Origin of the sequence: Phormidesmis priestleyi ULC007, from assembly GCF_003003695.1 — a bacterium.
Lineage (GTDB): Bacteria > Cyanobacteriota > Cyanobacteriia > Leptolyngbyales > Leptolyngbyaceae > Phormidesmis_A > Phormidesmis_A priestleyi_A.
Map to the genome: position 1 here is coordinate 1 of NZ_PVWG01000057.1, position 25095 is coordinate 25095.

Annotated in this window: 17 protein-coding genes and 2 pseudogenes; 6 read left to right on the top strand and 13 right to left on the bottom strand. The window is 47.2% G+C overall.

The genetic code is table 11. The features are described 5' to 3' along the window. The first annotated feature begins 302 nt into the window (after positions 1-302). Both C7B65_RS29720 and C7B65_RS29725 read left to right on the top strand, forming a co-directional pair. Entirely contained in the window at positions 303-476 is a 174-nt protein-coding gene (locus tag C7B65_RS29720) for a hypothetical protein (protein ID WP_181314491.1), read from the top strand. Continuing rightward, positions 434-967 (top strand): annotated as a pseudogene (locus C7B65_RS29725) (IS630 family transposase); the annotation flags it as partial. The gene C7B65_RS29720 and the pseudogene C7B65_RS29725, both read left to right, overlap by 43 nt. Positions 968-970: 3 nt before the next feature. Here C7B65_RS29725 and C7B65_RS24025 read toward each other — a convergent pair. The 9 genes and pseudogenes from C7B65_RS24025 to C7B65_RS24065 form a co-directional block, all read right to left on the bottom strand. Continuing rightward, a pseudogene (locus C7B65_RS24025) lies at positions 971-1217 on the bottom strand (IS6 family transposase); the annotation flags it as partial. 81 nt (positions 1218-1298) lie between these two features. Beyond that, positions 1299-2759, bottom strand: coding sequence for an oligosaccharide flippase family protein (locus C7B65_RS24030; RefSeq protein WP_073075033.1), 1461 nt, complete (start codon positions 2757-2759; stop codon positions 1299-1301). Between the two features lie 10 nt (positions 2760-2769). Further along, a complete protein-coding gene (locus C7B65_RS24035) occupies positions 2770-4266 on the bottom strand; it encodes an O-antigen ligase family protein (protein ID WP_073075032.1) in 1497 nt (498 codons plus the stop codon). A gap of 6 nt (positions 4267-4272) precedes the next feature. Next, positions 4273-5358: an SLBB domain-containing protein gene (locus tag C7B65_RS24040; RefSeq protein WP_073075031.1), complete on the bottom strand. Its 1086-nt coding sequence runs from the start codon at positions 5356-5358 to the stop codon at positions 4273-4275. Between the two features lie 77 nt (positions 5359-5435). Then, complete coding sequence (locus C7B65_RS24045) at positions 5436-7439, bottom strand: GumC family protein (protein ID WP_181314492.1); 2004 nt, start codon at positions 7437-7439, stop codon at positions 5436-5438. 657 nt (positions 7440-8096) lie between these two features. Beyond that, positions 8097-8693 (bottom strand): sugar transferase, encoded by a 597-nt coding sequence (locus C7B65_RS24050; RefSeq protein WP_244913282.1) that lies wholly within the window; start codon positions 8691-8693, stop codon positions 8097-8099. Positions 8694-8834: 141 nt separating this feature from the next. After that, positions 8835-9104, bottom strand: coding sequence for a hypothetical protein (locus C7B65_RS28130; RefSeq protein ID WP_143162116.1), 270 nt, complete (start codon positions 9102-9104; stop codon positions 8835-8837). A 203-nt stretch (positions 9105-9307) separates the two neighbouring features. Further along, on the bottom strand, positions 9308-10534 hold the full coding sequence (locus tag C7B65_RS24060; RefSeq protein ID WP_073075027.1) for a glycosyltransferase family 4 protein: 1227 nt from the start codon (positions 10532-10534) through the stop codon (positions 9308-9310). 76 nt (positions 10535-10610) lie between these two features. After that, the gene (locus C7B65_RS24065; protein WP_073075026.1) at positions 10611-11915 is read right to left on the bottom strand and encodes a glycosyltransferase; all 1305 of its coding nucleotides are present in this window, start codon (positions 11913-11915) and stop codon (positions 10611-10613) included. A gap of 679 nt (positions 11916-12594) precedes the next feature. Here C7B65_RS24065 and C7B65_RS24070 point away from each other — a divergent pair. From C7B65_RS24070 to pstB, 4 genes are read left to right on the top strand one after another with little or no spacing between them, the layout of a single operon-like run. Continuing rightward, positions 12595-13431: a class I SAM-dependent methyltransferase gene (locus tag C7B65_RS24070; protein ID WP_073075025.1), complete on the top strand. Its 837-nt coding sequence runs from the start codon at positions 12595-12597 to the stop codon at positions 13429-13431. A 46-nt stretch (positions 13432-13477) separates the two neighbouring features. Then, positions 13478-15022, top strand: coding sequence for a nucleoside/nucleotide kinase family protein (locus C7B65_RS24075; RefSeq protein ID WP_143162115.1), 1545 nt, complete (start codon positions 13478-13480; stop codon positions 15020-15022). Beyond that, positions 15019-15732, top strand: coding sequence for an AAA family ATPase (locus C7B65_RS24080; protein ID WP_073075023.1), 714 nt, complete (start codon positions 15019-15021; stop codon positions 15730-15732). Before C7B65_RS24075 ends, C7B65_RS24080 begins: the two co-directional genes overlap by 4 nt. A 22-nt stretch (positions 15733-15754) precedes the next feature. Next, a complete protein-coding gene (pstB, locus tag C7B65_RS24085; RefSeq protein ID WP_073075022.1) occupies positions 15755-16561 on the top strand; it encodes a phosphate ABC transporter ATP-binding protein PstB in 807 nt (268 codons plus the stop codon). 91 nt (positions 16562-16652) lie between these two features. On the opposite strand, the gene C7B65_RS24090 is transcribed toward pstB, so the two are convergent. The 4 genes from C7B65_RS24090 to C7B65_RS24105 form a co-directional block, all read right to left on the bottom strand. Continuing rightward, positions 16653-18641: a Calx-beta domain-containing protein gene (locus tag C7B65_RS24090; RefSeq protein ID WP_073075021.1), complete on the bottom strand. Its 1989-nt coding sequence runs from the start codon at positions 18639-18641 to the stop codon at positions 16653-16655. Positions 18642-18953: 312 nt separating this feature from the next. Further along, positions 18954-21653, bottom strand: a complete 2700-nt coding sequence (locus C7B65_RS24095; RefSeq protein WP_106254176.1) for a Calx-beta domain-containing protein — start codon at positions 21651-21653, stop codon at positions 18954-18956. A gap of 685 nt (positions 21654-22338) precedes the next feature. Continuing rightward, positions 22339-23796, bottom strand: a complete 1458-nt coding sequence (locus C7B65_RS24100; RefSeq protein ID WP_073075019.1) for a pectate lyase family protein — start codon at positions 23794-23796, stop codon at positions 22339-22341. A gap of 54 nt (positions 23797-23850) precedes the next feature. Continuing rightward, a complete protein-coding gene (locus tag C7B65_RS24105) occupies positions 23851-24846 on the bottom strand; it encodes an NAD-dependent epimerase (RefSeq protein ID WP_073075018.1) in 996 nt (331 codons plus the stop codon). Positions 24847-25095: the final 249 nt, after the last annotated feature.

A 25095-nucleotide genomic window follows, 5' to 3' on the forward strand; every position in this document is an offset into this window, starting at 1 on the left:
ACCTCAAGAAAAAGGCGATGGCGCTTGGATTTGACCTCGTTGCTAAACCTGCTCTCCCGGAGTGTGTTTCTTAGGAGCTAACGGTCTATCTCAGGCAGTATCTAGCGGGTGGGATTGAGCGGCTCAAACGTTTAGATTATCAGGGGCAACCCAGCGATTTAAGTCAACACATCGCGAGTGTGGAAACCTACTTTAGAGCTAACCCACCGCAAACCATCAAAGAGGCTCAAGCGAAGATTCACGAAATCACCGGAATTCACCGCAGTCCCAATTAAGTCAGCGCCTTTCTCAACCGCATCGGGATGAACCGTCGCAAAGTCGGATTTGTTCCTGGTAGAAATGGTGATCTTGAGAAGATCACCGAACAAGAAACGTTTCGAGAGGAAATTTTAGAACCGCTACTGGCATCTGCAAAAGCTGGAGAACAAGCCGTTTTTTTGTCGATGCTGCTCATTTTGTCCACACGACTTTTTTAGGCTACCTCTGGTGCTTTACCCGATTGTTCATCCAGTCTCCATCAGGACGCAAGCGGTTTAATGTCTTGGGGGCACTCAATGCCGTGACGCTAGAGCTCATCACGGTCACGAACGAGAGTTACATCAATGCTGAGAGTGTTTGCCAACTGCTGCGAAAACTCTCAGAGTTAGCTTTGGGGATGCCCATCCCTTTAGTCTGGGATAATGCTCGATATCAAAAGTGTGCGGTGGTCTTTAAGTTGGCAGATGAATTGGGGATAACCCTAATGTACTTACCCTCCTATTCACCTCACTTGAATTTGATCGAACGGTTATGGCGATTTGTCCGCAAAGAATGTTTGTACTCCAAACACTATGCTGATTTCTCCTCCTTCAAAACGGCGATTTCAACTCTAATTGATCGGGCACACATTACCAAAAAGAAACAACTCGAAACCTTGATGACTTGGAAGTTTCAGTCCTTCACAAAAGTCCCATTCTTAGCCGAGTAGAGTATACGTCTCATCCACCCGCCACGAGTCGTTGGTCTGGTTCAGATGCGGTCTGAACTCGTTTGTCCAATTCTGGCGCGTAGCTCAACACCCACCGATGGATCGTCGAAGGATCCACCTCGACCCCTCGTTCCGCCATCATCTCCTCTAAATTCCGGTAGCTCAGAGCGTAGCGACAGTACCACCGCACATTCAATACAATGATTTCGGGCAGAAAGTGTCTCCACTTAAACAGGGATGGGAATGCTATTTAGGATGAGGCTAGAGAAAATTGAGCTTCCCCACCTTATCATTTTTGCGACACAACCACCATTGGCGGGTTAATAGCATATCAATCGACAACAGCCTTTTTCTGATCTTTTGATCGCCGAGCTGCCAAAATATCCAAGGGGATGCGAAGAATGCTTGGACAAAAGACCAAAGCGATCGCATAGCTAACAATGAATATCGCGATCGCCTGCATTTGGGGAAGGAAAGCTCCAGCAAACATAGCAACCGTCGAAGCTAGGGTAATCCAAAACGCTTCCCGATAATCAGGCGAACCAAACATTTTCGCGATCGAGCGATGAATCAGATAGAAAGACGGCAGAGCAATCACTTCTGACAACCCATAGCCCCACAGCCCCATCGACGGCAGCAAAATCAAGGTTGCTGCCCAGAGAATGCCCACATACCAGGCATTGCGTTGAGCTACCTCGCCATTATGCCCTGTGACATAAAGAGTGGAGGCATGCAATTCAAAAATGCCACCCACAAGAGTGCCCAAGGCAATAAAGGGAAAGATTTTGGCACTGATCAGCCATTTTTCGCTGTGCCCAAACATCAGAGGAATTAGCCAGGCAGAACTGCACGCAAAGACAGCACAGAGGGGTCCGATCAAGAGTGCTTGATACGACATCCCCCGACTAATGGCACTCCGGACTTTTTCGGGCTTGTCGAGCAGTTTTGCCATCACACTAATCGACAGCCGCCGCACAACAAGGCGCAAAATAGACAATTGGTCTGCCAACCGAATCGCAATACTGATGTAACCGACCATATCTACTCCTCCCAAACGGCTGACCAAGAGAGGTAGCCGCAAGCGTCGGAGGTTCATAATCCAATCAGAGCCTGCATAGGCTAGCCCATAATTAAAGGCTGGTTTAACTGCCTTCCACTGCCAGCGCCAACGCCAAGGGATAGGATAGTAGTAGTAGGCAAGGCTAGTCTGAACGACATAGCCTAAGACCGTTCCAATAATGGGTCCTAAATATCCCCAGTCTTTTCCTCCAAAAACTACCAGGGGGATGCCCGAAAAATACATGACGACTCGTGAGAGCGTTTCCAGCAATCCCACCTGACTAAATTTCAGTTCCCGCTCCAACATACTCGTGGGCACCCGGCAAATCATGTCTAGCCAGATGGCGGGCAAGACTAGCCAAAAAGCAAGGGTGATTTGATGACGGGTAGTATCACTGTCTCCTGCCCACCAAGCGATCACAGGGGCGAGTCCAAATAGCACCCCACAAAAGACGATGCCAAGCGTATTGTAGAATGCCTGAACCTGATTGGGTGTATCTTCATCCAAGTCGGGTGCGCGTACCAAATAGACATGCAATCCTAATCGGCAGGTGAGGGTCAAAAAATTAAGAATACTCAAGACAATCGTAACCACGCCGTAGAGTCCCGGTCCTAACATTCGAGCGATCACGAGGATATTGACCAGCGAAAGTGCCGCAATGACTATTTGTCGAATGGCTAAGGAGACTCCCCCACGCAGAACTTTCCCTTTGAGACCTTCATTAGCAGGCATATCTTTAAGCTTACGTCTGTGTAGGATAACGATTGATAGTGCTAAAGGGCAGTTTCCCCTGCGCCTCAACTTCTGACTCTGGAAACCGTTCCCAGTCCCACCCTAAAACTGCCATGACAGTCCACCAGTAAAAGAAGGTGGTCGTGTGGTTCCAGAGATTGTCTGTCAGCATGCCCGCTAACATGGCAGTCAGAAAAGCCATCATGGTAAAACAGAGATTTCGTTTCGATGACCCAGGTGGAGCCATGCGGCACAACTGAGTTAGACGGGCAAATTGAGCGATCAGGAGAATCAGAAATAGACTGAAACCAACAATGCCCTGTTCCGCTATAAACCGCACGTAGTCATTGTGAGCATAACTTTCTTGGATCGTCAAAAACCTGCTGGTATCTAATCCGTACCCGAAGATGGGAGATCGCTGCCATACCTCCAGCAAAAAAGTCCACTGGGCAACGCGCCAATTGAAACTATTACCGTCAAAAAACTGCAAAAAGATTGCGCGCGACACACTGATATCTGGATTGAGGAGCGGTGTTGCATACAAAGATTGCAGACGCTCGTGCCCTAGTGGGGAACTAACAAATAAAACAATGATCACCCCAAACAGAAAAATGCCACCGATCAGGTTGACCACATTCAGTTTGGGAGCCAGGAAAGCCGGAATGAACACAACAATCATGAGCAATCCGGTCAGCGATTTAGTGCTCACTAAGAAAAAGGCAAGCGCACCAATCAGAATCAGCCAAGGTAAACGATTTTTTGCTTGTCCTAATTTCCAAAGCACTAAAGCAATAAAAAACACGCAAAATATAGCAAAGACGTTTGGGTGCCCTAAAGTCCCGTTGATCCGAGATCCTGCTTCAATTGAGTAGCCTCTCTCAAACACCAGAAACTTAGGCAGTTTGGAAGGCGGAACAATGACTTGCAGCGCAGCACCGGTTAAGGGAATGATCAGGCTTAAGAACAGAGCAGAAACCACTTTTTCTGGATGCACTCGGTCTTTAAGCTGCATGACCATTAGGTAAAACATCACCCACGAAAAGCCTCGAATCCACTCCCGTAAACCAACCAGCCACCCCCCAACATGGGAAGCACTCAGGCCCAAACCGCCCAAAGGAAGTAGGATAACCCACAATAGCTGAAGTCCAAACCAGCCAGCGATGAACCACCAGAATCCATCGGTCTGTATCTTTTGTCTTGATAACAAGAGCTTAATAATATAAAGCAAGATTAAGAGGTTTACACCCACTGCAAATACAGAGGGAACCTGTTGAGCCGAGAAGGGATCCAGCGCACTGCGTAGAATCAGCAATCCCAAGACAACTTGCTCGAAGTTTCTGAAAAAGATAAACAAAAAAATGCTGGCCGCAATGGCAGCAACGATTAAAACCAGAGAAAGAGGTTGGGCGTTTGACAGAACACCCACCACGATACCAAGCAAAATTCCTACAGCACCAACCCAAACGGTAGGACGAGAAAGATGACTCCAGCCTCTATCGGTTGCCATTACTTATTAGAGTCCTACATTGGTAAGAATTCGCAGAATGGGGAAAACTGGGCTGACCAATCGACCCAGAAAGTCAAAGGTAGTCCCCAAAGCTCCTTTTCTCGATCGATTCACCACAATCAAATCGCCGTTCATCAAAGGTTCAGATGTCTTGCCAAAGGCGTAGGTGCGGCTTTCAACCCGTCCGTCTGGCAACGTCCGAATCAGGGAAATTTTGTCTGTGCTAGCATCCCTGGTAAATCCGCCTGCTGCTGCAACGGCTTCACTGACTCCAGCGGTAGGCTTAATTTCAATCTGCTTGGGATTTTGGACTTCGCCGGTCACTTGCACAGCAACTAGGGTAGGGGCAACCGTTGAAGCAAGGAGCATCTGTTGATTGGCACTGTTAGACGGAGCCGTCGGAACAATAATTTCGTCACCGTTATAGATTCTTACGTCAAAGGCTAAATCTCCGCTTTTGACGGACTGCCACAAATCCACTTTCAGATCGGTCTTGTTTGATTCTGCTTTGTTTACACTGACGAGATCTTTTCTATGGACAAGATCGACTGGAACAGACCGCCGAATGACGATATTGCGTAGATCGGCGTTCGGTTTAATTCCCCCTGCTATAAGTAAGGCTCGACTCAGGGTAATGGGAGTACTCGTCTCAGTCTCGGTGGAGGAAGATGCCGAACGGACATCGGTGGAAGATAGTAAACGAGGTCCTGGCTGAACGACCTCTCCTGTAATGCTGATCAGCATCGGACTTCGTTTGACAACCGCTAAACCTACTTGCGGGCGGCGGACATAGGGTAATAATGCTTGAGTCAATTGGTTTGTAGCTTGAGCTGGAGTTAAACCTCCAATCTTGAGTGAGCCAACCAGGGGAAGTAGGATGGTGTTATCTGCGGCAATGAACTGTTCCCCTGAGAGATCGGGAAACCCTGCCACTGTCAGCCGAATTCGATCTTCAGGCTTGAGTGGGTCGGCTACTTGATTTGCAACCTGGGGGTTGCTGTCTTGCGCTAACACAGGTTTAAGCTGTCCTGCCAGTCCCAAAGTACAGGTGAGCGTCAAAACAGTTGAGCAAAATAACTTGGCAGATTTCATAAATCCGTTCTAGAGGCTATTAGGGCAGCGGAAGTGTGGAACATGAACCGTACTTTCACGAAGGGAGGACAACAGGTTTAGCCCCCCCGCTGAGTAGAACTGGAAATGGAACGCAGAGGTAACGGTGACTGCACATAGCCAGATGCTGAGGAGTGTCCAGAGAGTTCGTTTCTATCGGGAAGTACAGTTTCGTTCATGACTAGCCCCAGTAGAGACACCCCAGCTTTTCGTAAATCCGAAATTGTCTGCAAAGCTAGATCTCTCTTACTGGAGTTCGGTTGAACGACTAAGACAAGTCCGTTAGCTGCTTGGCTTAAGGTTTCGGCATCTGCACAAATACTTAATGGTGAGGTGTCAACAATAACGCAGTCGTAGTGATTGGCAGCTTTTTCTAAGAGCCTCGCCATAGCTGCTGTCTCAATCAGCGCCGAGGGGCGTTGCAGAGATTGACCACAAGGTAACACGGATAGATTAGGAACAGAGGTGGCTTGGACAGCCTCCAAGAAAGAAAGATTGTCATTTATTACCTCTGCCAACCCAGGAGAAGCAGCCAGGTTGAGCAGACGGTGTTGTAGGGGATGGCGTAAGTCTGCATCGATAATTAACGTGCGCCGCGACAGCATAGCTGCCACAGCCGCTAAGTGAAGAACAACGGCTGACTTTCCATCTCCAACGGTAGCGCTGCTAAAGACAAAGACTTGGGGTTTTTGTTCACTCGAAGATTCTAAGACTTTGAGGAACTTCCGGTAAGGTTCCACCTGATTGGAGTTGTCTAAAAAACGCTCTAGATCTACCAAGTTGTTGGTTGGAGGAGTGAGTTTAGGTAATACACCCAGGACAGCGAGACCCAGCACGGCTTCCGCTTCCGCTGGGTTTCGGATGGTGGAAACCATGAGTTCTAGGAGCAACACGACTCCACCTGCCATAATCAGTCCGGAGACAATACTGATTGCCAGAATGGGCAGAGTTTTGGGGCTAGAAGGATCAACAGGAACACTAGCCTGTTCCACAACGCGGACGTTGCTGAGAAGTTGTCCTTCCGCAATCCGTGCTTCCTCTAGTTTGCCGCTCATTAGCTTGAGAGCATCTTGGGCGTTTTGTTGTTGGCGGGCAAGTTCAATCAGGGGTCGTTGATATCCGGGAAGCTGGTTGATGCGCGATCGCAGAGGATTCAGTTCAGACTGCACCACTCTCAGTCTGTTGACTAAAGCTGCGCGATCGACTTCGCTGGCAATATAGCGGGACATTAAATCTTGGCTTAACGGATTAGACGCGGCATTGCCATAAGAAGCAGCCGTTCCGCCAGGGGTTGCCTGTGAGATTTGCTGACCATAAAGGGCGCGGAGTTCGTCTCGCTTTTGCAGCAAGGCTAGAAGGTCAGGATGCTGATCACCCAAGCGAGAACGAGTATCGACGATCGCAACGTCCAAGTTAGTGAGTTGCTTCTGTAGCTCTTTGAGGGTTTCGTTTTGCCCCAAGCGAACAGATGCGTAAGCCGTTGGAAGATTATTAGCGCCTGTTACTTTTTGCAGTAAGCCAACTTTTGTAGTATCTTCTTGCAACTGGGCACTCAGTTTTCGCGCTTCGTCCTCAAGAGCCGCTAAACTGTTCACCATACTCTGAGCTTGAGTGTCGAAGGAGACAATACCATAGGTTTGGCGATACTGACTTTCAGCCGCTTCGCTTTCTCTCAGTTTAGCTTCTTGCTGAGGAAGCCTACGTTCTAAAAATGCCCGCAGAGTAGCTGCTTGGGAACGAATCTGCCGACTGTTTTCCGCCACCATCGACGCGGTGATCTCATTGAGAAGTCCGGCTGCAATTTTTGGATCTGGAGCTGTGTAGCTCACTTGCAAAATATTCGTTCCAGGAACAATATCGACCTTAAGCGCCTGACGCAGGGACACGATATCAGGGAGTTGCTCCTTCGGTATTTTGCTTTCTTGCTGAAAGGCTGAAAGGGCACTCTCAAGCACTTGTTGAGACTGCATCAGTTCTGCTTGAGTGGCGACTGGATCTGCCGCCTTTCCAGGTGCTTGGGTATTGATTTCAGTTAATGCTTGACCCAGCGTTGAAATACCCACATCTTTCTCCCCAACAATCAGTTTTGCTGATGTCTCATACTGTCGAGGTAAGATAGCAAAACTAAGTGCTGTTGCCCCAACAGCAACAGATACAAATGTTGATAAAGCAACGAAGGAATGTCGCTTTAGAGTGGGCAGAGGGGATAGCGAAAAAGGAGCTTTAGCCATTAACGTGCTTGCTAATACCGTGTATTCGAGGCGGTAACAGATTGACTAGGGGAAGAGATAGAAGGGTAATGCACTGAGTCATGAGTGAATCTTTAAGATTGAATAGCAGAGGATCGCATTGAGCGTTCTCAGACGCTATCAGCCTCTTAAGGACTTGTTGGAGATGCAACTTGTCGAATATTTTCTGAGGGTCAACCGTGTTTTTCCTAATCTTAATTTAATCAGGGTAACTTCCTCAATGGGCTAATCTTCTAGACAAAATAAGCTTGTGCGCTTTACAGTCCTCAGTTGTTTATATTGCTTTCTTAACCTACTTGTATTGCTCCCTTAACCTGAGATCTTACCTCTAGATTTTACGTTCGTTTCACATTGAGACTAGTTTTGTCAATTCTTTAATAAGTTGACCCAACTTGGGAACGTCAAGAAATAAATTTATATTTTCAAGGCAAAATATATAGCCAGCTTCTAAGCCTACTCTTTTGCAAGCTCTCAGTAAGCTCCCTTGCGATCGAGAACCGCTTGAATCGTTTTTAGAATCAGCGTCAGGTCATAGGCAATCGACCACTTTGTTTGGTAGACCAGATCCATTTTGACAATCTCTTCAAAATCTTCTACTCTGGACCGTCCATTTGCCTGCCACTCGCCTGTAATTCCAGGTTTGACCAGCAATCGACTGAAGTGGTGCCGCTCATACTTCATAACTTCATCCACGGTGGGAGGACGAGTGCCAACGAGGCTCATATCGCCTTTCAACACATTCCAAAATTGTGGCAATTCATCCAAGCTCGTGCGACGCAGGAAGCGCCCAACGCGAGTAACACGAGGATCATTTGCATTCTTGAAGATGTTGCCCTTCGCCTGATTATGCACTAAATGTTGCAACCGATCGGCACTCGCTACCATCGACCTAAACTTCCAGATGCGGAAGGTTTTGCCGTTTAAGCCGCAGCGGGTTTGGCTGTAAAGTATTGGACCGAAATTATCGAGTTGGATCACGATCGCAATTGGAATTGCTACCCCTGCTGTAATCAGTAACCCCACTAACGCACCCACAATATCAATCAGACGCTTAGTTTTACTAGTCACTGAAGCGTGTGCCTGCTGGTCATTAAGACCCTCAAACGGGCTAATTGACATTAAGTTGGAGGACAAGGAGAGCTTAGATTTTGAGGTAATCATAGATGCCTTAACTCTTTTGGTAGCTGAACGATATTAAAAGGAGAGTAGTCATTTAAAAAAGCCTGAACGAGGATCACTGAAATAAGAGGTGATCTCTCGATCTCGCTTAAGTTTTTTGCGCTTTGCTAGCAGTTCTAAATAAGCAAAGGGAATCACAAAGATCCATAGCATTGCTGCGATCGTTATGATCACTAGCCCTGATCGTTTCTCTGACCTCGATAGCTGAGAATCTCGCTTAAAAAATGCTAGCCAGAAATCTGCTAGAAAGGCCACAACAAACAAGTAAAACGCAGCTATCAGAATGAGTAGTATCGCCACAGCAATCACGATTTAAGTTGAAATGTTTTGGGTAGTCCTACTTTAGGCAAGGCTAAAGAAAAAAGGCGATGCAGAATAGGAGAGATGGTGCGTTCCTCTAGCCTTTCCTAAGTGACACCAAAGGAGTTCGTAGATTAAATCGGGGCAACTACAGGTTCTGGTCAATCTAGCGGCTCAACTCTAAGTAGCTGGATCTACCAGAACTACAGGCAGGGTTCAAGTGACTGGTGCTGGCTAGACTGCCAACGTTCTAGGAGTTCACTATAGATATTGTGAACAATATGGTGAGCCGCATAAGGCTTGACGACTCGGATGCAGGCTTGAGACGGATAATCTGCTGGGTGTTTTAACACTCGTCTCCAGGCATCAGCGATCGCACCGGGGGTTTGGTCATCACACACAATGCCGCTATCACTCGTTAAAAAGTTGGGAGTTTCGCCCGCTCGTGTGGTGACCACAGGCGTTCCACAGGCAAGCGCTTCAATACTTCCCCGACATAGCCCTTCATAAGCGCTCGTTAACACAAAGATGTTAGAGACCCGATACAGGTCTGCAAGTTGCGACTGCTGTAGAGGTGGCATCAGCGTCACTCGATTCGACAATCCTAGCTGGGCAATTTCAGCGCGCACATCTTCCTCTAGCTCGCCCTGCCCCACAATTAATAGGTGAGCCTGTGGTTCATTTAGAGCAGCAAACGAACGAATCAGAAGCAACGGCTGTTTTTGAGGATGGATTCGACCCGCAAACAGAATAAATTGCGTGTCTTTGGCAAGCCCCAGTTTGGTTGCCAACTCCTGTCTCTTCATCTGTTGCTCATCTAAAGACAGAGGATAAAACAAGTCACTATCGACGGTATTGGGTAAATAGGAAACCCGGTCTGCAACATCAGGATAGCGGTGCCGATATGAATCGGCAGCTTTGGTGTTGCAAGATAAGATGCGATCGAATCGACTCACCAAATGGCGCTCCAGCGCAAAGTAAGCCCAGGGAAAATGTCGCCAGAAAATCCCGCCCTCCTTACTCGCTCCTTTGACTGCCTGCTCTATATCATTGTGAATGTAAAAGATCTTGGTGCCAGACAGACGAGATGATACCAACGTGGGTTCTATTCGATGAAACTGTAAAAAATCAGAGGAAAAATCACGTCCCAAGAGCGCCTGCGTGTACTTCAACGTGGTGGGAACGACCCCACGCACATTGTCATTTTGCACTTGGATTAGCGGCATAAACTGAAATTCTCTGCCGTATAACTCAACGTCTTGCCACCGACCAATTTGCTTTGCAGAATCATTGCCACCTGTCCCTACCAGGCGAATTTGGAATTCTTTAGGAGCATACTTGATGACAGACCGAATACAGGTTTGAATTCCACCAATGGAAGGATTCCAGGGATTGAATTGATAGAAAATAGTGAGGGTAGGCTGGCGCATAAACTAGGGATTTGAATGACGAGAGTGTTCAACAATAACAACCTACTCAACAGCGAGCCTGTTAAGTAGAAGTTCATTAAGACTTCTGATAGACTTTAGAGAAGCTTGTTGCAGACTTAGAAGCCTGCTTAATAGAGCCTTGCGATTGTTTCAGATGAATGCGAGTAAAGGCTTCAATATATTTCTCGACTTGCGAGTCCTGATTGAAGTTTTTAGTTGCTTGCGGTTCTCTTAAACAGGCAAACGGCTCTTCAAGAGCGAGTTGGATCGCCTCTGCCATCTGGATGGGGTCTCCGACGGGCACCAACCTGCCATATTGCCCATATTTCAGAATTTCGGCAGGACCACTGTCACAATTAGTGGCAACAATCTTTTTCCCTAATGCCAGCGCCTCAATTAAGATATTGGGTAATCCTTCGTATTCAGAACTCAAGACGAAGACATCTGCCATTGACAGAAAAGCATAAGCGTTCTTTTGAAATCCCGGTAGATCAACCGAGTCCGCAATTTCCAGTTTTCTGATTAGTCTCTCAAGCTCCTGCCGTTGAGGGCCTTCACCGAGAATGACTAATCTAGCGTCGGGGAACTGCCGTTTAACCTTTGCAAACGCCTCAATTAGAACCGTAAAGTGCTTCTGTGGCTTGAGCCGTCCTGCTGCCAGAATGATCGGAGCTGTTTTTTGCTCAAACCAGTCATGATGAGTAGGCTGTTGTGCCTTCTCAAAGATGTCGGGAGTGACTGTAGGGTTATGAATCAGACTCACTTTTCGAGGATCGGCTTTCATGAAGCCCGTTACATCTCGGCTCATCCCGGCACTTTGACTGATGATTAAATCAGCTCGCTTATAGGTTAGTCTCGTGCAAAACCCTAAGACTAAACCCACTGGGAAGGGGTAACGCTTGAACTGGTAATGGAGCGTATTTGCCTGTCGGACTACTAACTTGGTCTGGAGACCTGACCATAGCCATGCCAAGCCTGACCCCAATGCAGCCGTTACATTGTTAAAGTGAATTGAGGAGAACAAAATATCGGGTTGATGAATGCTCAGGTAACGAGCTAAACCCACAATGTTTTTGATGACATTGATTCTAGAGCTGTGCAGGTGCAATAGTTGGATAGTGGGATGAAGATTCTGAGGAACTTGGTTGGGCTGTTTGGCTAAAATCAGAATAACCTGAATGCCCCGTTCAGCGAGACCGTTAGAGATTTTAATCAGGGTTTTATCTGCTCCATATCCCTGAAGAGCGTCGAGATAAATGACAACTTTTCTTACAACACCCTCTTGCTCGGTTCCATGAGAATTCACCTCTTTGCCACGGCGATCGAGCGTGTTCTGTCTAGTAGATAAGGTTTCAGAACCAAAGCGTGAGAGTCCAAGCATATACTATCTCCGGCAGGTAAATGAACTTAAAAATGAACAATGTAAAACACGGGATCTAGCTCAGAAAATCCTTTACTACTCACAGTGCTGATGCATTTGGCGTAAGTTAATTCAAATTCAATGCCCTGTAGCAAATGGGCTATAGCGCTTGAACTCAGCAGGTTAGGTTTAGCCTTCCATTGCAGATAAAGCTGAAGTCAAAACAACAATCTTGCTCAAATCTGCAAGTTTGCTGGGCAGTTTTATCGAGGATATTAAGCAGGGTGAGAAAGAAGCCGCAGACTAGAGTCGCTAACTATTTCTTAAACTGTTTAACAACTGGTTAACCCCCGACTAAGACTCAGTATAAGTGGTAGCACTGGTTTATTACGTAGAAGTTTGTAAAAATATGATAGTTTTCACTTCAATTAGTGTGTATTTCCCGTGAAGATACTGAGGTGACCTGATAAAAAGTCAGTAATATTCGTGATTTTTGCTACACAGCAGAGGTTAAGAAGCTTTGCAATACTTTAGGAGTTTTACGACCTGGTCGGCGATCGAAGATGTTCGTCTGGTTAAGATTTGGTGGATTAGGTTAAGACTCAGTAAACCTCCCCCGCTCGGATTGAAAGTTCAATGGAAATGTTCAATCATGTGGAAGACTCGCTCTAGGCTAAATTTTGGGTGAGCCATATCAACAATGAGTCCTCTACAAGCTGTCGTAGGAGTTAAGTTTAAGATGAGCAATCTAGCTAAATCAGGGATCAAGAATGCTTACCTCTTCTACGAGAAGCTGATCAATCCCAGGTTTTACAACCTGAGGAAATCAACCAACGGAATGTTGTTACCGCTCGTTTATAAAAAAATCTATAATCTTCATTATCAATTGCCCGATCTCGATATTATCGAGGTGGGTGGTGCAACAGGTGCAGGAAGCATCGCGATCGCCTGGGCTTTGAAAGAGGCAAAAAAACACTCTAAGTTAATTGTGGTTGAGAAATGCAAAGGCGGCACTCGCACAGATATAGGTGGATATGATGAAAACCTGAAATTAATTCAGAGCCATTTTGAGCAGTTTGGTGTCCACGAACAAATCATTCTCTTTCCGTACGAGCTGACGTTTGACAACGGGAAAGAAGCGACTGCCTTGGTGAAGTCTCCTGAAATTGCTGCTTTCATCCACGATGCCGATGGAAGGCTAGACAGAGACTTTTTTCTCTTCTACCCTCTTTTGCAACCAGGAGGGCTGATCGTGATAGACGATTATGCTAATGAAGCGAAGTACAAGCCCATTAGCGAACGGCATCCTCAAGGGGGTGCTAAGTCAGTGATCACCTACCGTCTCCTAAACCAGATTATAGAATGGGGACTCTTTGAAACAACCCATAAAATTGGGAAAACTATTTTTGGAGTGAAGCCACTGAACGCAGACTTCAGTCGTTTGGATCTAGAAAAGTGTCGGCAGATTATTAAGGAAGTACAACAAGAGCGTATAGCTTCTTTGAAGAGCCGGGAAGCTGTCTTGAGTCCGATTTGAGGGCATCCGACGATTCTATAAGAGATGTGGAAATTTCACATTGTTCATGCCTGCATTTGTACCATTCACAAACTCGATTAGTATGCCACCTCTCTTAGTCGTCCGAGACTTAACCGCTCAACTTGAGCAACAGAATATTCGCTATTGCCACTGGAAGAGCAATGAGCATGTAGATGCCGCCGTGGAGGGCAAAACAGATCTAGATGTGTTGGTGGACAAGAGCCAAAAGGCAAATCTAGAAGAGGTTTTGAGCGAGGTTGGGTTTAAGTATTTTGAAGCCATTTCCTGCCGTAGATACGTTGGTATTGAGGACTATTTAGCGATCGATCCAGAAACAGGAATTCTAGTTCATCTGCATTTGCATTACACGCTCGAAATGGGAGAGAAAAACCTGAAAGGATATGACCTGCCCTGGGATGAATTGGTGTTGTCTAGCCGCATTTATGACTCAGAGCATCATATCTATATCTCTGAACCCAACATTGAGATTATTATTCTAATCGTGCGGGCGGCATTAAAGGTGAGAACCCGCGATCGCCTACAGCGGTGGCTAAAACACGACTACTTCAAAGGGGATTTCATTCGGGAATTTCGCTGGCTTAAAGACAGAATTGATCTAGATAAAGTCAGACATCTCAGTGAGAAATTATTGGGCATTGCAGCGACCAATCTGGTGCTAGAGGTGATTGGCAGTGAGTCTAAGCTGAAGAAAATCTTGCGTCTTAACAACCCGATTCAAGTCGCCTTGCAACCTTATCGGCGCTATCACCCTTTAGTCGCCACGGGGTTGCGGTGGCAGCGTGAATCCGAAAACTTGTTCTATCAAATTCTGAGAAAGTATTTCCAGGTGCCTGTCCCTGCCCGCAGAACTCCGGTTGGGGGCGGAGTCATGATTGCTGTTTTAGGTGCAGATGGATCGGGAAAGTCTACGATCACGGCTGCGATCGTCAAGGGCTTATCAAAGAAGCTGGATGTGATGCCTGTCTACTTAGGAAGTGGCGATGGAACCGCCTCTTGGTTTCGGATGCCACTCGTGTGGGCGACACGATCGACAAAATTGCGGTCTAAGAGATCCGCTAATTTAGCAACGCTCAAAGCGAATCCATCCCCAGGAAAGGCAAGCTCTAAGTCTAAGTTAGCGCATCTGGTCAAGCTGCTATGGGCAATCACCTTAGTCTATGAGAAAGAGAACAAACTCAAGCAGTCTCGCCAAGCTAGTGACCGAGGCATGATTATTATTTCGGATCGCTACCCTCAAAGTCAGGTGCTTGGGTTCAACGATGGACCTTTACTCAGCAATGGAAGCAATCATTCTCCAACGTTTCCACGCTCTCTTCGGCAGTGGGAATTTGACCACTACCAGCACATGGCAGAAAAAATGCCTCCCGATCTGGTGATCAAGCTAAACGTGACACCAGAGGTTGCTTTAGCTCGAAAACCTGAGTCTCCGGCGGAAGTAGTCCGTCAGAAAGTAGATGCCATTCGAGCGTTAGAGTTTCCGGCTCAAACGATCGTGGTCAATATTGATGCGACACAGCCTCTAGACGAAGTTTTACTAAAAGCAAAACAGGCAGTGTGGGAAACCCTATGACTCCGCATCGATCGCCTGTGATAGTTGAGTTTGTCGGGTTACCGGGTGCTGGAAAAACCACCGTATTCCATCAAGTCGTTTCGCTTTTAAGAGATGAAGGAATCTGCTTTGTAGCAAGAGATGAGATTCTTCAGCAATGGCAAAAAACTCATTGGTTTCAAAAGCTCTTGAATCTGTTTCCAGAAACCTGGAACCACTGGCAAATTTTACTTCAATCCCTGGCGCTTGCATCTCACGTTAAACCGGTTAACAAGCAGAGCTTTGTGAAAGCCGGAAAGATCTTCTCTAATGTCAAACGAATTGATGCGATTGTCTGTCATCAAAACTATCCATTGATCTTGCTCGATCAGGGATTGCTTCAAGAAGCTTGGTCTGTTGGAATTACAGGTAGCCCTCCGGCACCAGAACAGATTAAACAAGGACTAGCTCCCTTGTTTCATAACAGATCGATCGCGATCGTTCGCTTCAACACAGATATTGAAACAGCCCTCGATCGGATTCAAACCCGTTCAACGGAGAGGAGCCGTTTCGATCAAATGTCATCAGAAGCAGCCCAATTACTGCTGTCCCAATATACGCCTTACTTGCAGGATATTATTTCTTGTGCTCAAGCGTTTAGCGTTCCTATTTTGGACATTAACAGTGCAGGTTCTATTAAAGATAATGCAGAGAAAGTTGCGAATTGGATGACTAATTTAGCTGTTCACTAACTATCTATACGTATCATTTTTTATGATCAGTGACCTTTACCCGGACACCGCTACTGAAACTGCTTTGCGAGCTAAAAATGTCAATGTCTACTATGGCAAGACACTGGCAGTTCGCGACGTTAGCTTAGACATTCCAAAACATCGAGTCACGGCATTCATTGGTCCTTCGGGATGCGGTAAAAGTACGCTTTTACGCTGCTTCAATCGTTTGAATGACCTGATTCCAAACGCTCGTATACAAGGCAAGCTGACCTATCAAGGCGTTGATTTATACGCCCGCAACACTGATCCGGTTGCAGTGCGCCATCGGATTGGAATGGTTTTTCAGAAACCTAACCCTTTTCCTAAATCAATTTTCGATAATGTTGCTTTTGGTCTACGACTGAATGGCTACACGGGCAATCTGGATCAGATAGTTGAAACGTCTCTTCGGAGTGCAGCCTTGTGGAATGAAGTCAAAGACAAGTTGCATCAAAGCGGTCTTTCCTTATCGGGGGGTCAGCAGCAACGATTATGCATTGCGCGAACGATCGCGGTCGAACCCGACGTGATTCTCATGGACGAGCCTTGTTCGGCTCTCGATCCGATTTCAGCTTTATGGATTGAGAAGTTGATTCATGAGCTAAAGCAACGCTTCACGATCGTGATTGTGACTCACAATATGCAGCAGGCATCGAGAGTCTCTGACTATACAGCTTTTTTCAATGTTGAATCGACTGCCAAGGGCGATCGCTATGGCACCCTCGTAGAATACAATCACACCCAGACCATCTTTAACCTTCCGAAGCAACAAGCAACTCAGGAATACATCAGCGGTCGTTTTGGTTAGATTTTTAGGTGGAGTGGAAGCCGTTGAACCTTCGTCATCGCTGCGAAATCCCCTCCCTGTCGCGAAGAAAGGGGATTTACCGTCTACTCTTTTAAACGGATCGGCGAGAGTAGCCATCGACCCCGATGTTGGCTGATAGCCCACTACTTGTTGCATTCCATGATGCCGCAAAGCTCCCACTCGTACTCGCCCCTAAGCTGCTTGGGCTGAACACGAGTAGATCCGACCCGCCACCACTCAAACTGCTTGTTGATCCACTCGGAACACTGTACGTTCCCTGCGTACTGATTGAGATTTTGCCAGAGCTATCGACCCACGCTGCATCGATATTTTCACTGGCATCTGTTAGCCCCACATTTGAACCTTTGAAATACAATGACCAACTGCCCGCAGTACTCGCTCCTAAACTTGTGGGGCTAAACGCAAGCAGATCTTTGTTGGACGCGATCAACCCACCTGCCGAAAAGTTCCCTTTGGTGCTTACGATCAACCGTCCATCTGGGGCGATGGCGATCGAGTCGAGGTCTTCACTATCGCTGTCGAGACCCACATTGGCTCCTTTGAAGTACAGCTCGAAGCTGCCTGCCGTGGCTTCTCCGGTCGTCGTCGAGGACGTGAAGCTAAACTTTATAATGTCTGAGTCATCTACACTGCCGATGCCAGCTAGCGTTGTGGCTTGATTCAAAGAAAATAAAATTGAACCGTCTGCATTAATGTGGAAATCTCGCACATTAGAACTCGACAGACCCGCGTTAGAGCCTTTGAAATATTTACTCCAGGTGCTGGTGTTTTCGTTGTAAGCCAAAATGTCTTCGTCGGCGAAAGTCACTCCGCCAACAGTGCCGCTGCTAGAAGTCGAGATATAGTCAATGATGGCTGATGGAGCCGCGGCATCGTTATCGACGATCGTTAGCACTGCGGTGTTTTGGCTACCGATGATGGCACCGTTAGTGGCACTGCCTAAACTCAGGTTGATCGTTTCGTTAGACTCCACCAAGGAGTCATTAATGATGGGAATCGTAATGGTTTTGGTGGCGCTATCCCCATTGGCAAAGCTAACCGCAATCGGACTGTTGGTGTAATCACCAGGGGCTGTAGCAGTGCCATTGGTCAAGTTGACGATCGCGCTGACCGCACCATTACTGCCGCCAGTCCGCGTCACTTGCACACTGGAGATTACGGTGCCGTTTTCGTTGACGCTAAACGTCGGCGTGCTGAAGGCGAGTATGCCAGCAGAAGATGGAGGAACGGTTGATGTAAGGGCAAACTCGTACAAGCGACCATCATTCTCGTTCGGGTTGTCGTTGTTATCTACGCCGCGATCGACAATGTAGAGACTGCGACCCGCCGAATTATTGCTGGTGGGGGCAAAGGCTATCCCCGCTGGCTTGACTGGGTTAGCGGCGGAAATATCAAAGCGTTGAACCACGACTCCCAGGGGCGTAATCTCAAATACTGCATTGGAGGACGTTCCCGGATTTCCTACAATGTATAGATTCCCGTTGTCTCCGATCGTAATTCCTTCCGGGTCACGGACACCCAAACTAGCAGTGTCGAAGTGGCTGATTAAGGTGCCACTAGTGGTGATCCGATAGACTTCTGCATTGACCCCATCCATGACAAATAGATCCCCTAGTGTGGCGGAAAATGCCACATCCTCTGGATCAACAGAGCCGAACGAACTGACACTAAACGAGCTAACCGTGTCATCCGCCGTTCTGTATAACCCGTCCGCGCCCGGATTCAGATCAAAAATCTTCCGCTTATCGTCATCCGAGATGTAGAGGTGTTTGTTTGCGGAGTTATAAGCAATTCCGGTTGGTTCATTTGTGAAGGAGAGAACACTTTGAGTAGACTGCAACGTGCCAGATAGATTGACATTAAAGATATTCTTTCCGGCAAATACTGGGTGCCCTTCCTCGACTTCAGCATCGCTAATCATCAGCGAGTTGGTATGGCTGATATAGACAATTCCACTAGGGTCGGGGCTAGCGGGAGACCATTGAGACGTATTGATAACTCGCACCAAGGTGGCGCTGCCAAAAGGTGATGCACTGCTTGAATTACTAGAGGTTGCCATTGTTTTAACTCTTATAAGAAGTTACTGATTTTCTCAAACCAAATACTGAGAAAAAGTTTGAAACAATTCTGAATTATCAAGCATGAGATGACCGTAACTCATAGAAGTACTGAGTCTTCCTGCAAATATTCATCGGTTTGTAAAAACTTCATGTTTTTTCTACGTGAACATACGGGAGTCACTATTAGGGCACTCCCAGATTTACTGAGTGAGTGCCCTAATTTATGATTTATTTACCCCTGCTGCGGTTAACGGCGATCTCGATTCAAAAGCGGCTTTAACATCGTTGATCAATTAACTGCGATCGCTGGCTTAAACAGAGCGTCGTGAGTATCCATCAATCCCAATCGTAGACGGTAGCCCACTCCCCGCCGCGCTCCAGGAAGCGGCAAAGACACCACTCGTAGCAGCACCCAGACTGGTTGGATTACTTGGGGTAAACGACAAGACATCTGAGCCAACTCCTGACAAACTGCTGGTAGAGCCACTAGGAACGGTGTAAGCACCCGTGGTGCTCAGGGCAATCTTGCCAGAGTTATCAACCCAGGCCGCATCTATATTTTCAGTGGCATCCACTAGCCCCACATTTGAACCTTTGAAGTAAAGCGACCAAGAGCCTGCTGTAGTCGTGCCCAAACTGGTTGGGGTAAAAGCAAGCAGATCTCTGTTGGATGCAGTCAATCCACCGGCCGAAAAGCTGCCTTTGGTGCTAACAATGATCCGTCCGTCAGGCGCAATGGCAAGAGAGTCTAGTTCCTCACCCGTGGTGTCGAGACCCACATTGGCTCCCTTAAAGTACAACGAGAAGCTGCCTGCGGTGGCTTCTCCGATCGCAGTCGGGGTAAACTTCACGATGTCTACGCCCGTCACAGTGCCTGCACCGGGTAAAGTAACATCTTGGTTAACACTTAGCAAAATAGAGCCATCTGCATTGATGTGAAAGTCTCGCACATTAGGAGTTCCGCCCAAGCCGACATTGGCACCTTTGAAGTACTTACTCCAGGTGCTGGTGCTCTCGTTGTAAGCCAGAATATCTTCATCCTTGAAGGATATCCCTCCGACTGTGCCACTGCCGGAGGTTGCTCCATTAGAGGCGGTTGAGATGTAGTGGATGGTGGCTTGCGGAGCCACCACATCGTTATCAACGATCGTTAGCACTGCGGTGTTTTGGCTACCGATGATGGCACCGTTAGTGGCACTGCCTAAACTCAGGTTGATCGTTTCGTTAGACTCCACCAAGGAGTCATTAATGATGGGAATCGTAATGGTTTTGGTGGCGCTATCCCCATTGGCAAAGCTAACCGTAATCGGACTGTTGGTGTAATCACCAGGGGCTGTAGCAGTGCCATTGGTCAAGTTGACGACCGCGCTGACCGCACCATTACTGCCGCCAGTCCGCGTCACTTGCACACTGGAGATTGCGGTGCCGTCTTCGTTAACGCTAAACGTCGGAGTGCTGAAAGCCAGGGTTCCGACGGGAGCATCGTTATCGATGATTGTCAGCACGGCGGTGTTTTGGCTGCCAATGGTGGCACCGTTAGTGGCACTGCCTAAACTCAGGTTGATCGTTTCGTTAGACTCCACTAAAAGGTCGTTAATGATAGGAATCGTAATGGTTTTAGTGGCGCTATCCCCATTGGCAAAGCTAACCGTAATCGGACTGTTGGTGTAATCACCAGGGGCTGTAGCAGTGCCATTGGTCAAGTTGACGACCGCGCTGACCGCACCATTACTGCCGCCAGTCCGCGTCACTTGCACACTGGAGATTGCGGTGCCGTCTTCGTTAACGCTAAACGTCGGAGTGCTGAAAGCCAGGGTTCCGACGGGAGCATCGTTATCGATGATTGTCAGCACGGCGGTGTTTTGGCTGCCAATGGTGGCACCGTTAGTGGCACTGCCTAAACTCAGGTTGATCGTTTCGTTAGACTCCACTAAAAGGTCGTTAATGATAGGAATCGTAATGGTTTTAGTGGCGCTATCCCCATTGGCAAAGCTAACCGTAATCGGACTGTTGGTGTAATCACCAGGGGCTGTAGCAGTGCCATTGGTCAAGTTGACGACCGCGCTGACCGCACCATTACTGCCGCCAGTCCGCGTCACTTGCACACTAGAGATTGCGGTGCCGTCTTCGTTAACGCTAAACGTCGGAGTGCCGAAGGCAAGTATGCCGGGTGGGGGGGGAGAGGTTGTTGCAAAGGCAAACTCGTACAGCCGTCCGTCGTTTTCGTATAAAGTAGGCGCGACGTTATCCACTCCGCGATCGACGATGTAGAGGCTGTAGCCGTTCAGATTATCACTGCTAGGAGCAAAAGTTAGACCAGCAGGTTTATACGGGTTGGCAGCAGAAATATCGATCGTTCCTACCAGAGATCCCGTAGGCGTAATCTGAAAGACTTCATTACCCATTCCAAATGGGTTCCCTACGATAAACAGATTCCCGTTCGGTCCAACAGTGATTCCTTCTGGATCATTCAGTCCAAAAACAGCTGTATCGAAATGATTTAGCAGAGTGCCCGTAGTGGTCACTTCATAGACTTCCGTGTTGAAACCGTCGATAATAAACAGCGTTCCTCGATTAGGGTCAAACACCACATCCTCTGCATCGGTGTGAGGACCGTTGAAGGAGCTAACATCAAACCAGGTGCGTGAGTCGTCCGAGGTGTTAAATTTTCCATCTGCACCCGGATTCACATCCCAAATCTTCAGCTTATCATCATCTGAAAAGTAGAGGTGCTTGTTGATAGAGTTATAGGAAATTCCGGTTGGTTCGTTTGAGAAACCGATGGTGGTTAAGGTTGACTGCAACACACCCGACAAGCTGACGTTATAAACATTTTTCCCAGTAAAGGTAGCACCTGTTGTTTCCTCCACTTCACTGTCGCTGATCATCAGCATGCCAGTGTCGGGGTTATACGTAACCCCATCAGGATCAGGGCTTGCAGTTGACCACTGGGATGTATCTGTAATCCGCACCAAAGAGGCAGTTGTGAACGTCTGTGAAGATAATGGCATGATTTTGAATCTTTAAGAAGTGAATTATCTTTTCAACCAAAAGACCAGAGAAACACCGAAAGCACAGGGTTGAAATGTGCAATTTCGATCGCTGAACTCTAGTCAGAACTTTAATGATTCCTCTTAGTAACCTGCCCTAAAGTCCAAACCCTTAGAGCGACATCAGTATCGAATTGAGAATGAAAGTGATATATAGCAATCCTATTTCAGTTGTGAAAGTGGGACAGGTTTCCAGCCTGTACGGGCAAGATGCCCATCCCACCATTCATTTAGGATTGCTATAGCAGATGACAGATTTTAGGTGACAGGCAGAAGATGGCAACCAATGGAGGGTTCCGTGTTGAAAGATGTCCTAACTTTGCTACGGGTTGCAATATTGCCAGAACGATCAGTAGCAGGACAGTCTACAGGTGGCGATGACAAACTCTAGTTGTGTTAGTACAGATAATTCAACCCAGTCTACAGATGAGTCCAAGGCTCAACTTAAACCCTGCAAATTAATTATCGAAAAAGGAATCATTCTATTGATGGAATGTCCTTCTTCTTAACCAAACCTTCATCAATCGTTAAAAGTTCAGTGTTTTTTACGAGAATTTACGTAAGTAGTAGGTAATAATGCCGACTGGGTTCATCAGCATTGCATTCTTTGGCACTAAATCCGTTTCTCTGTGGACTAACTTCAGTTTTACAGCGATTTAGAGGCACAAGTTTCATTCAAAAATTCTTCTATATTTGTGTAGCCATTCCCATTGTGATCAGTCGAGGCATCGGCTGGATCTTTTGGATTCAAGCCAGAACGGGCTTCAAACGCGTCGGGCATACCGTCATGATCGCTATCCAAAGGCGGAGTTCCAGCCGCTACTTTAATCCAGCCACCCACTTCTGAGGGGTCGTTGATGATATGCCCCGTCTTTTGCTTAACCTCTGTCACAATGCGATCATCGATCGTGTCTCGTGTCGTCACAAAAGCACCGGTTGGGCTAAGACCACAATTGTCACCTGCCTGCATTAAAACCTGTTCATAGGCGGATTGAGCAGAAGTTGTAGTAATAGTTGGGGCAGGGTGATGGCGGCGCACCATCCACTTCTGCGAATCTGGCTGAACCACCATTTTGGGAACTTGATTGCCTTCTGCATAGACTGCCACAGGTTGTTCTTTCGTGTCAATAAACCAATCTGCCGATCGTGTATCGACACCCGGTTGGAAGTAATTATTGACATAATTGGCTTGGGCACGCCCATAAGTTCCTAATACTTCTGTGGGAGAGAAGGATTTTGTTCCAAAGCCAGAGTTATAGACCACATTATTAACAACATCAGTGACTCCAGAGTTTTTCACTAAAGGATTACGGCGACGGTTATGCGCCAGCAAATTGTGATGAATGGAAATGTTTTTAGATCCGTTTGACCCTAACAACAAACCCATGCTGTGGCATTGCCGTTGTCCCTGCTCGATATGAGTGGCACAATCCAGTCCTTCTGAAAGAATGCTCCACTGAATTGTAATGTCGTGGGCATCATAGAAAGTACTTGCCACTTCATCGGTTGCCCAGCTTAGCGAGCAGTGATCCACGATCACGTTATAGACTTGCCCTTTGGCACCCGCGATCGTCAAAGCATCCAAATCTCCTGTTTCATTGAGATTACTGCCCGGTCGCGATCGCAGATAGCGGACGACCGCATCATGCGTATTGATGTGTAAGGGTGCCTTTTTGTTGGAATTATTTCTTAAGGTAATGCCGCCGCCAGGAGCTGTCTGTCCTGCAATCGTAATATAGGGATGCTTGATGGCTAGACCTGTATTCAGCAGAATGGTTCCTCCCACCCGAAACACAACAACTCGTGGCCCCTGCGCTTCAATGGCTGCTCTCAAACTACCCGAACCGTTGTCGTTTAAGTTAGTCACCTCAATGACTCGCCCCCCTCGCCCCCCGATAGTTGCTGCCCCAAACCCCTCTGCTCCGGGAAACGCTGGTAGGCTTTTGATTTCCTGGAGTCCGATGCTGCGACCTGCCAGCCCCTCAAAAGGCTGTTCAGCAACTTGACTCAGCAGCAGAACCAGAAACAGTCCTAAAAGAGAGAACAGGACTGTTTTTCTAGCCTGGAACAATCGGAACAGCAGACGGTGGAGGCGGCTCATCATGGACTGACCCACTACGTAGTTTATTACCTGAAGAAAGGACTTGCACCGACGGATCTAGCCGTAATACGATCGATACCACTGGACAAACCGAGCGACTCCTTCTTCGATCGAAGTCGTCGGCTGAAACCCTACATCGCGCATTAAATCGTCTACATCAGCGTAGGTAATGGGAACGTCTCCGGGCTGCATCGGCAAAAAGTTTTTCTGAGCTTTTTTGCCGAGTTCTGCTTCAATGACTTCAATGAATCGAACCAAAGCAACAGGGTTGTTGTTACCAATGTTATAGAGCTTGTAAGGAGCTTGGGGAGTCGATTGTTCGAGGGAGTTAACATCTTCTAGTTGCGGTGCCAGCGGTAAAAGACGGACAATGCCTTCAATAATGTCATCGATATAAGTGAAGTCACGCTTCATATCACCGAAGTTGTAGACATCGATCGGGGTGCCAGCCTCGATCGCTTGGGTGAACTTAAAATAAGCCATGTCTGGGCGACCCCAAGGTCCATACACTGTGAAAAATCGCAGACCTGTGGTCGGTAGATGAAATAGATGGCTGTAGGTGTAAGCCATTAATTCGTTCGCTTTTTTGCTGGCAGCATAGAGTGAAATGGGGTGATCTACATTGTCACCCACCGCAAAAGGAATTTTCGGGTTGACCCCATAAACAGAACTGGATGAGGCATAGACCAGATGTTGAATGGAGCTATGGCGGCAGGCTTCTAACAAATTGACGAAGCCTACAATATTGCTATCCACATAAGCGTGAGGATTTTCGATGGAATAGCGCACTCCAGCTTGGGCTGCCAAGTTTACGACATACTCAAAGCGATGAGATTGAAAAAGCTCTGTGATGCCTTGACGATCGCACAAATCTAAAAACTGAAATGTAAAACCAGGTTTGTCCTGCAATTGGGCTAAACGATCTTTTTTCAGAGTGACCTGATAATAATCGTTCAAATTATCAATTCCATAAACCTCTACTCCCTCTACTAGAAGGCGCTGTGCTAAATGATACCCAATAAACCCAGCCACTCCTGTAATCAACGCTTTCATGGTGAATACTCTCTCAGATTGATGGTGAATTTCTTCTCAATGCAACAGAGTCTGATGCATTAAAAGAAGTCAATTTAGCTGCACAGTGCTCGATAGGTATAGCACCTGTTTGAGAATCTATACAAGAGGCGACCAGGCAACTTTAAAGTTTCAACATGAAAATCTTGAATAACTCAGATCTTGCACCAGTCTCAACAAGGGGTTGCCAAAAAGCTCAAAGTCTGAAAGAAAGGGCGTAGAAACATTTCA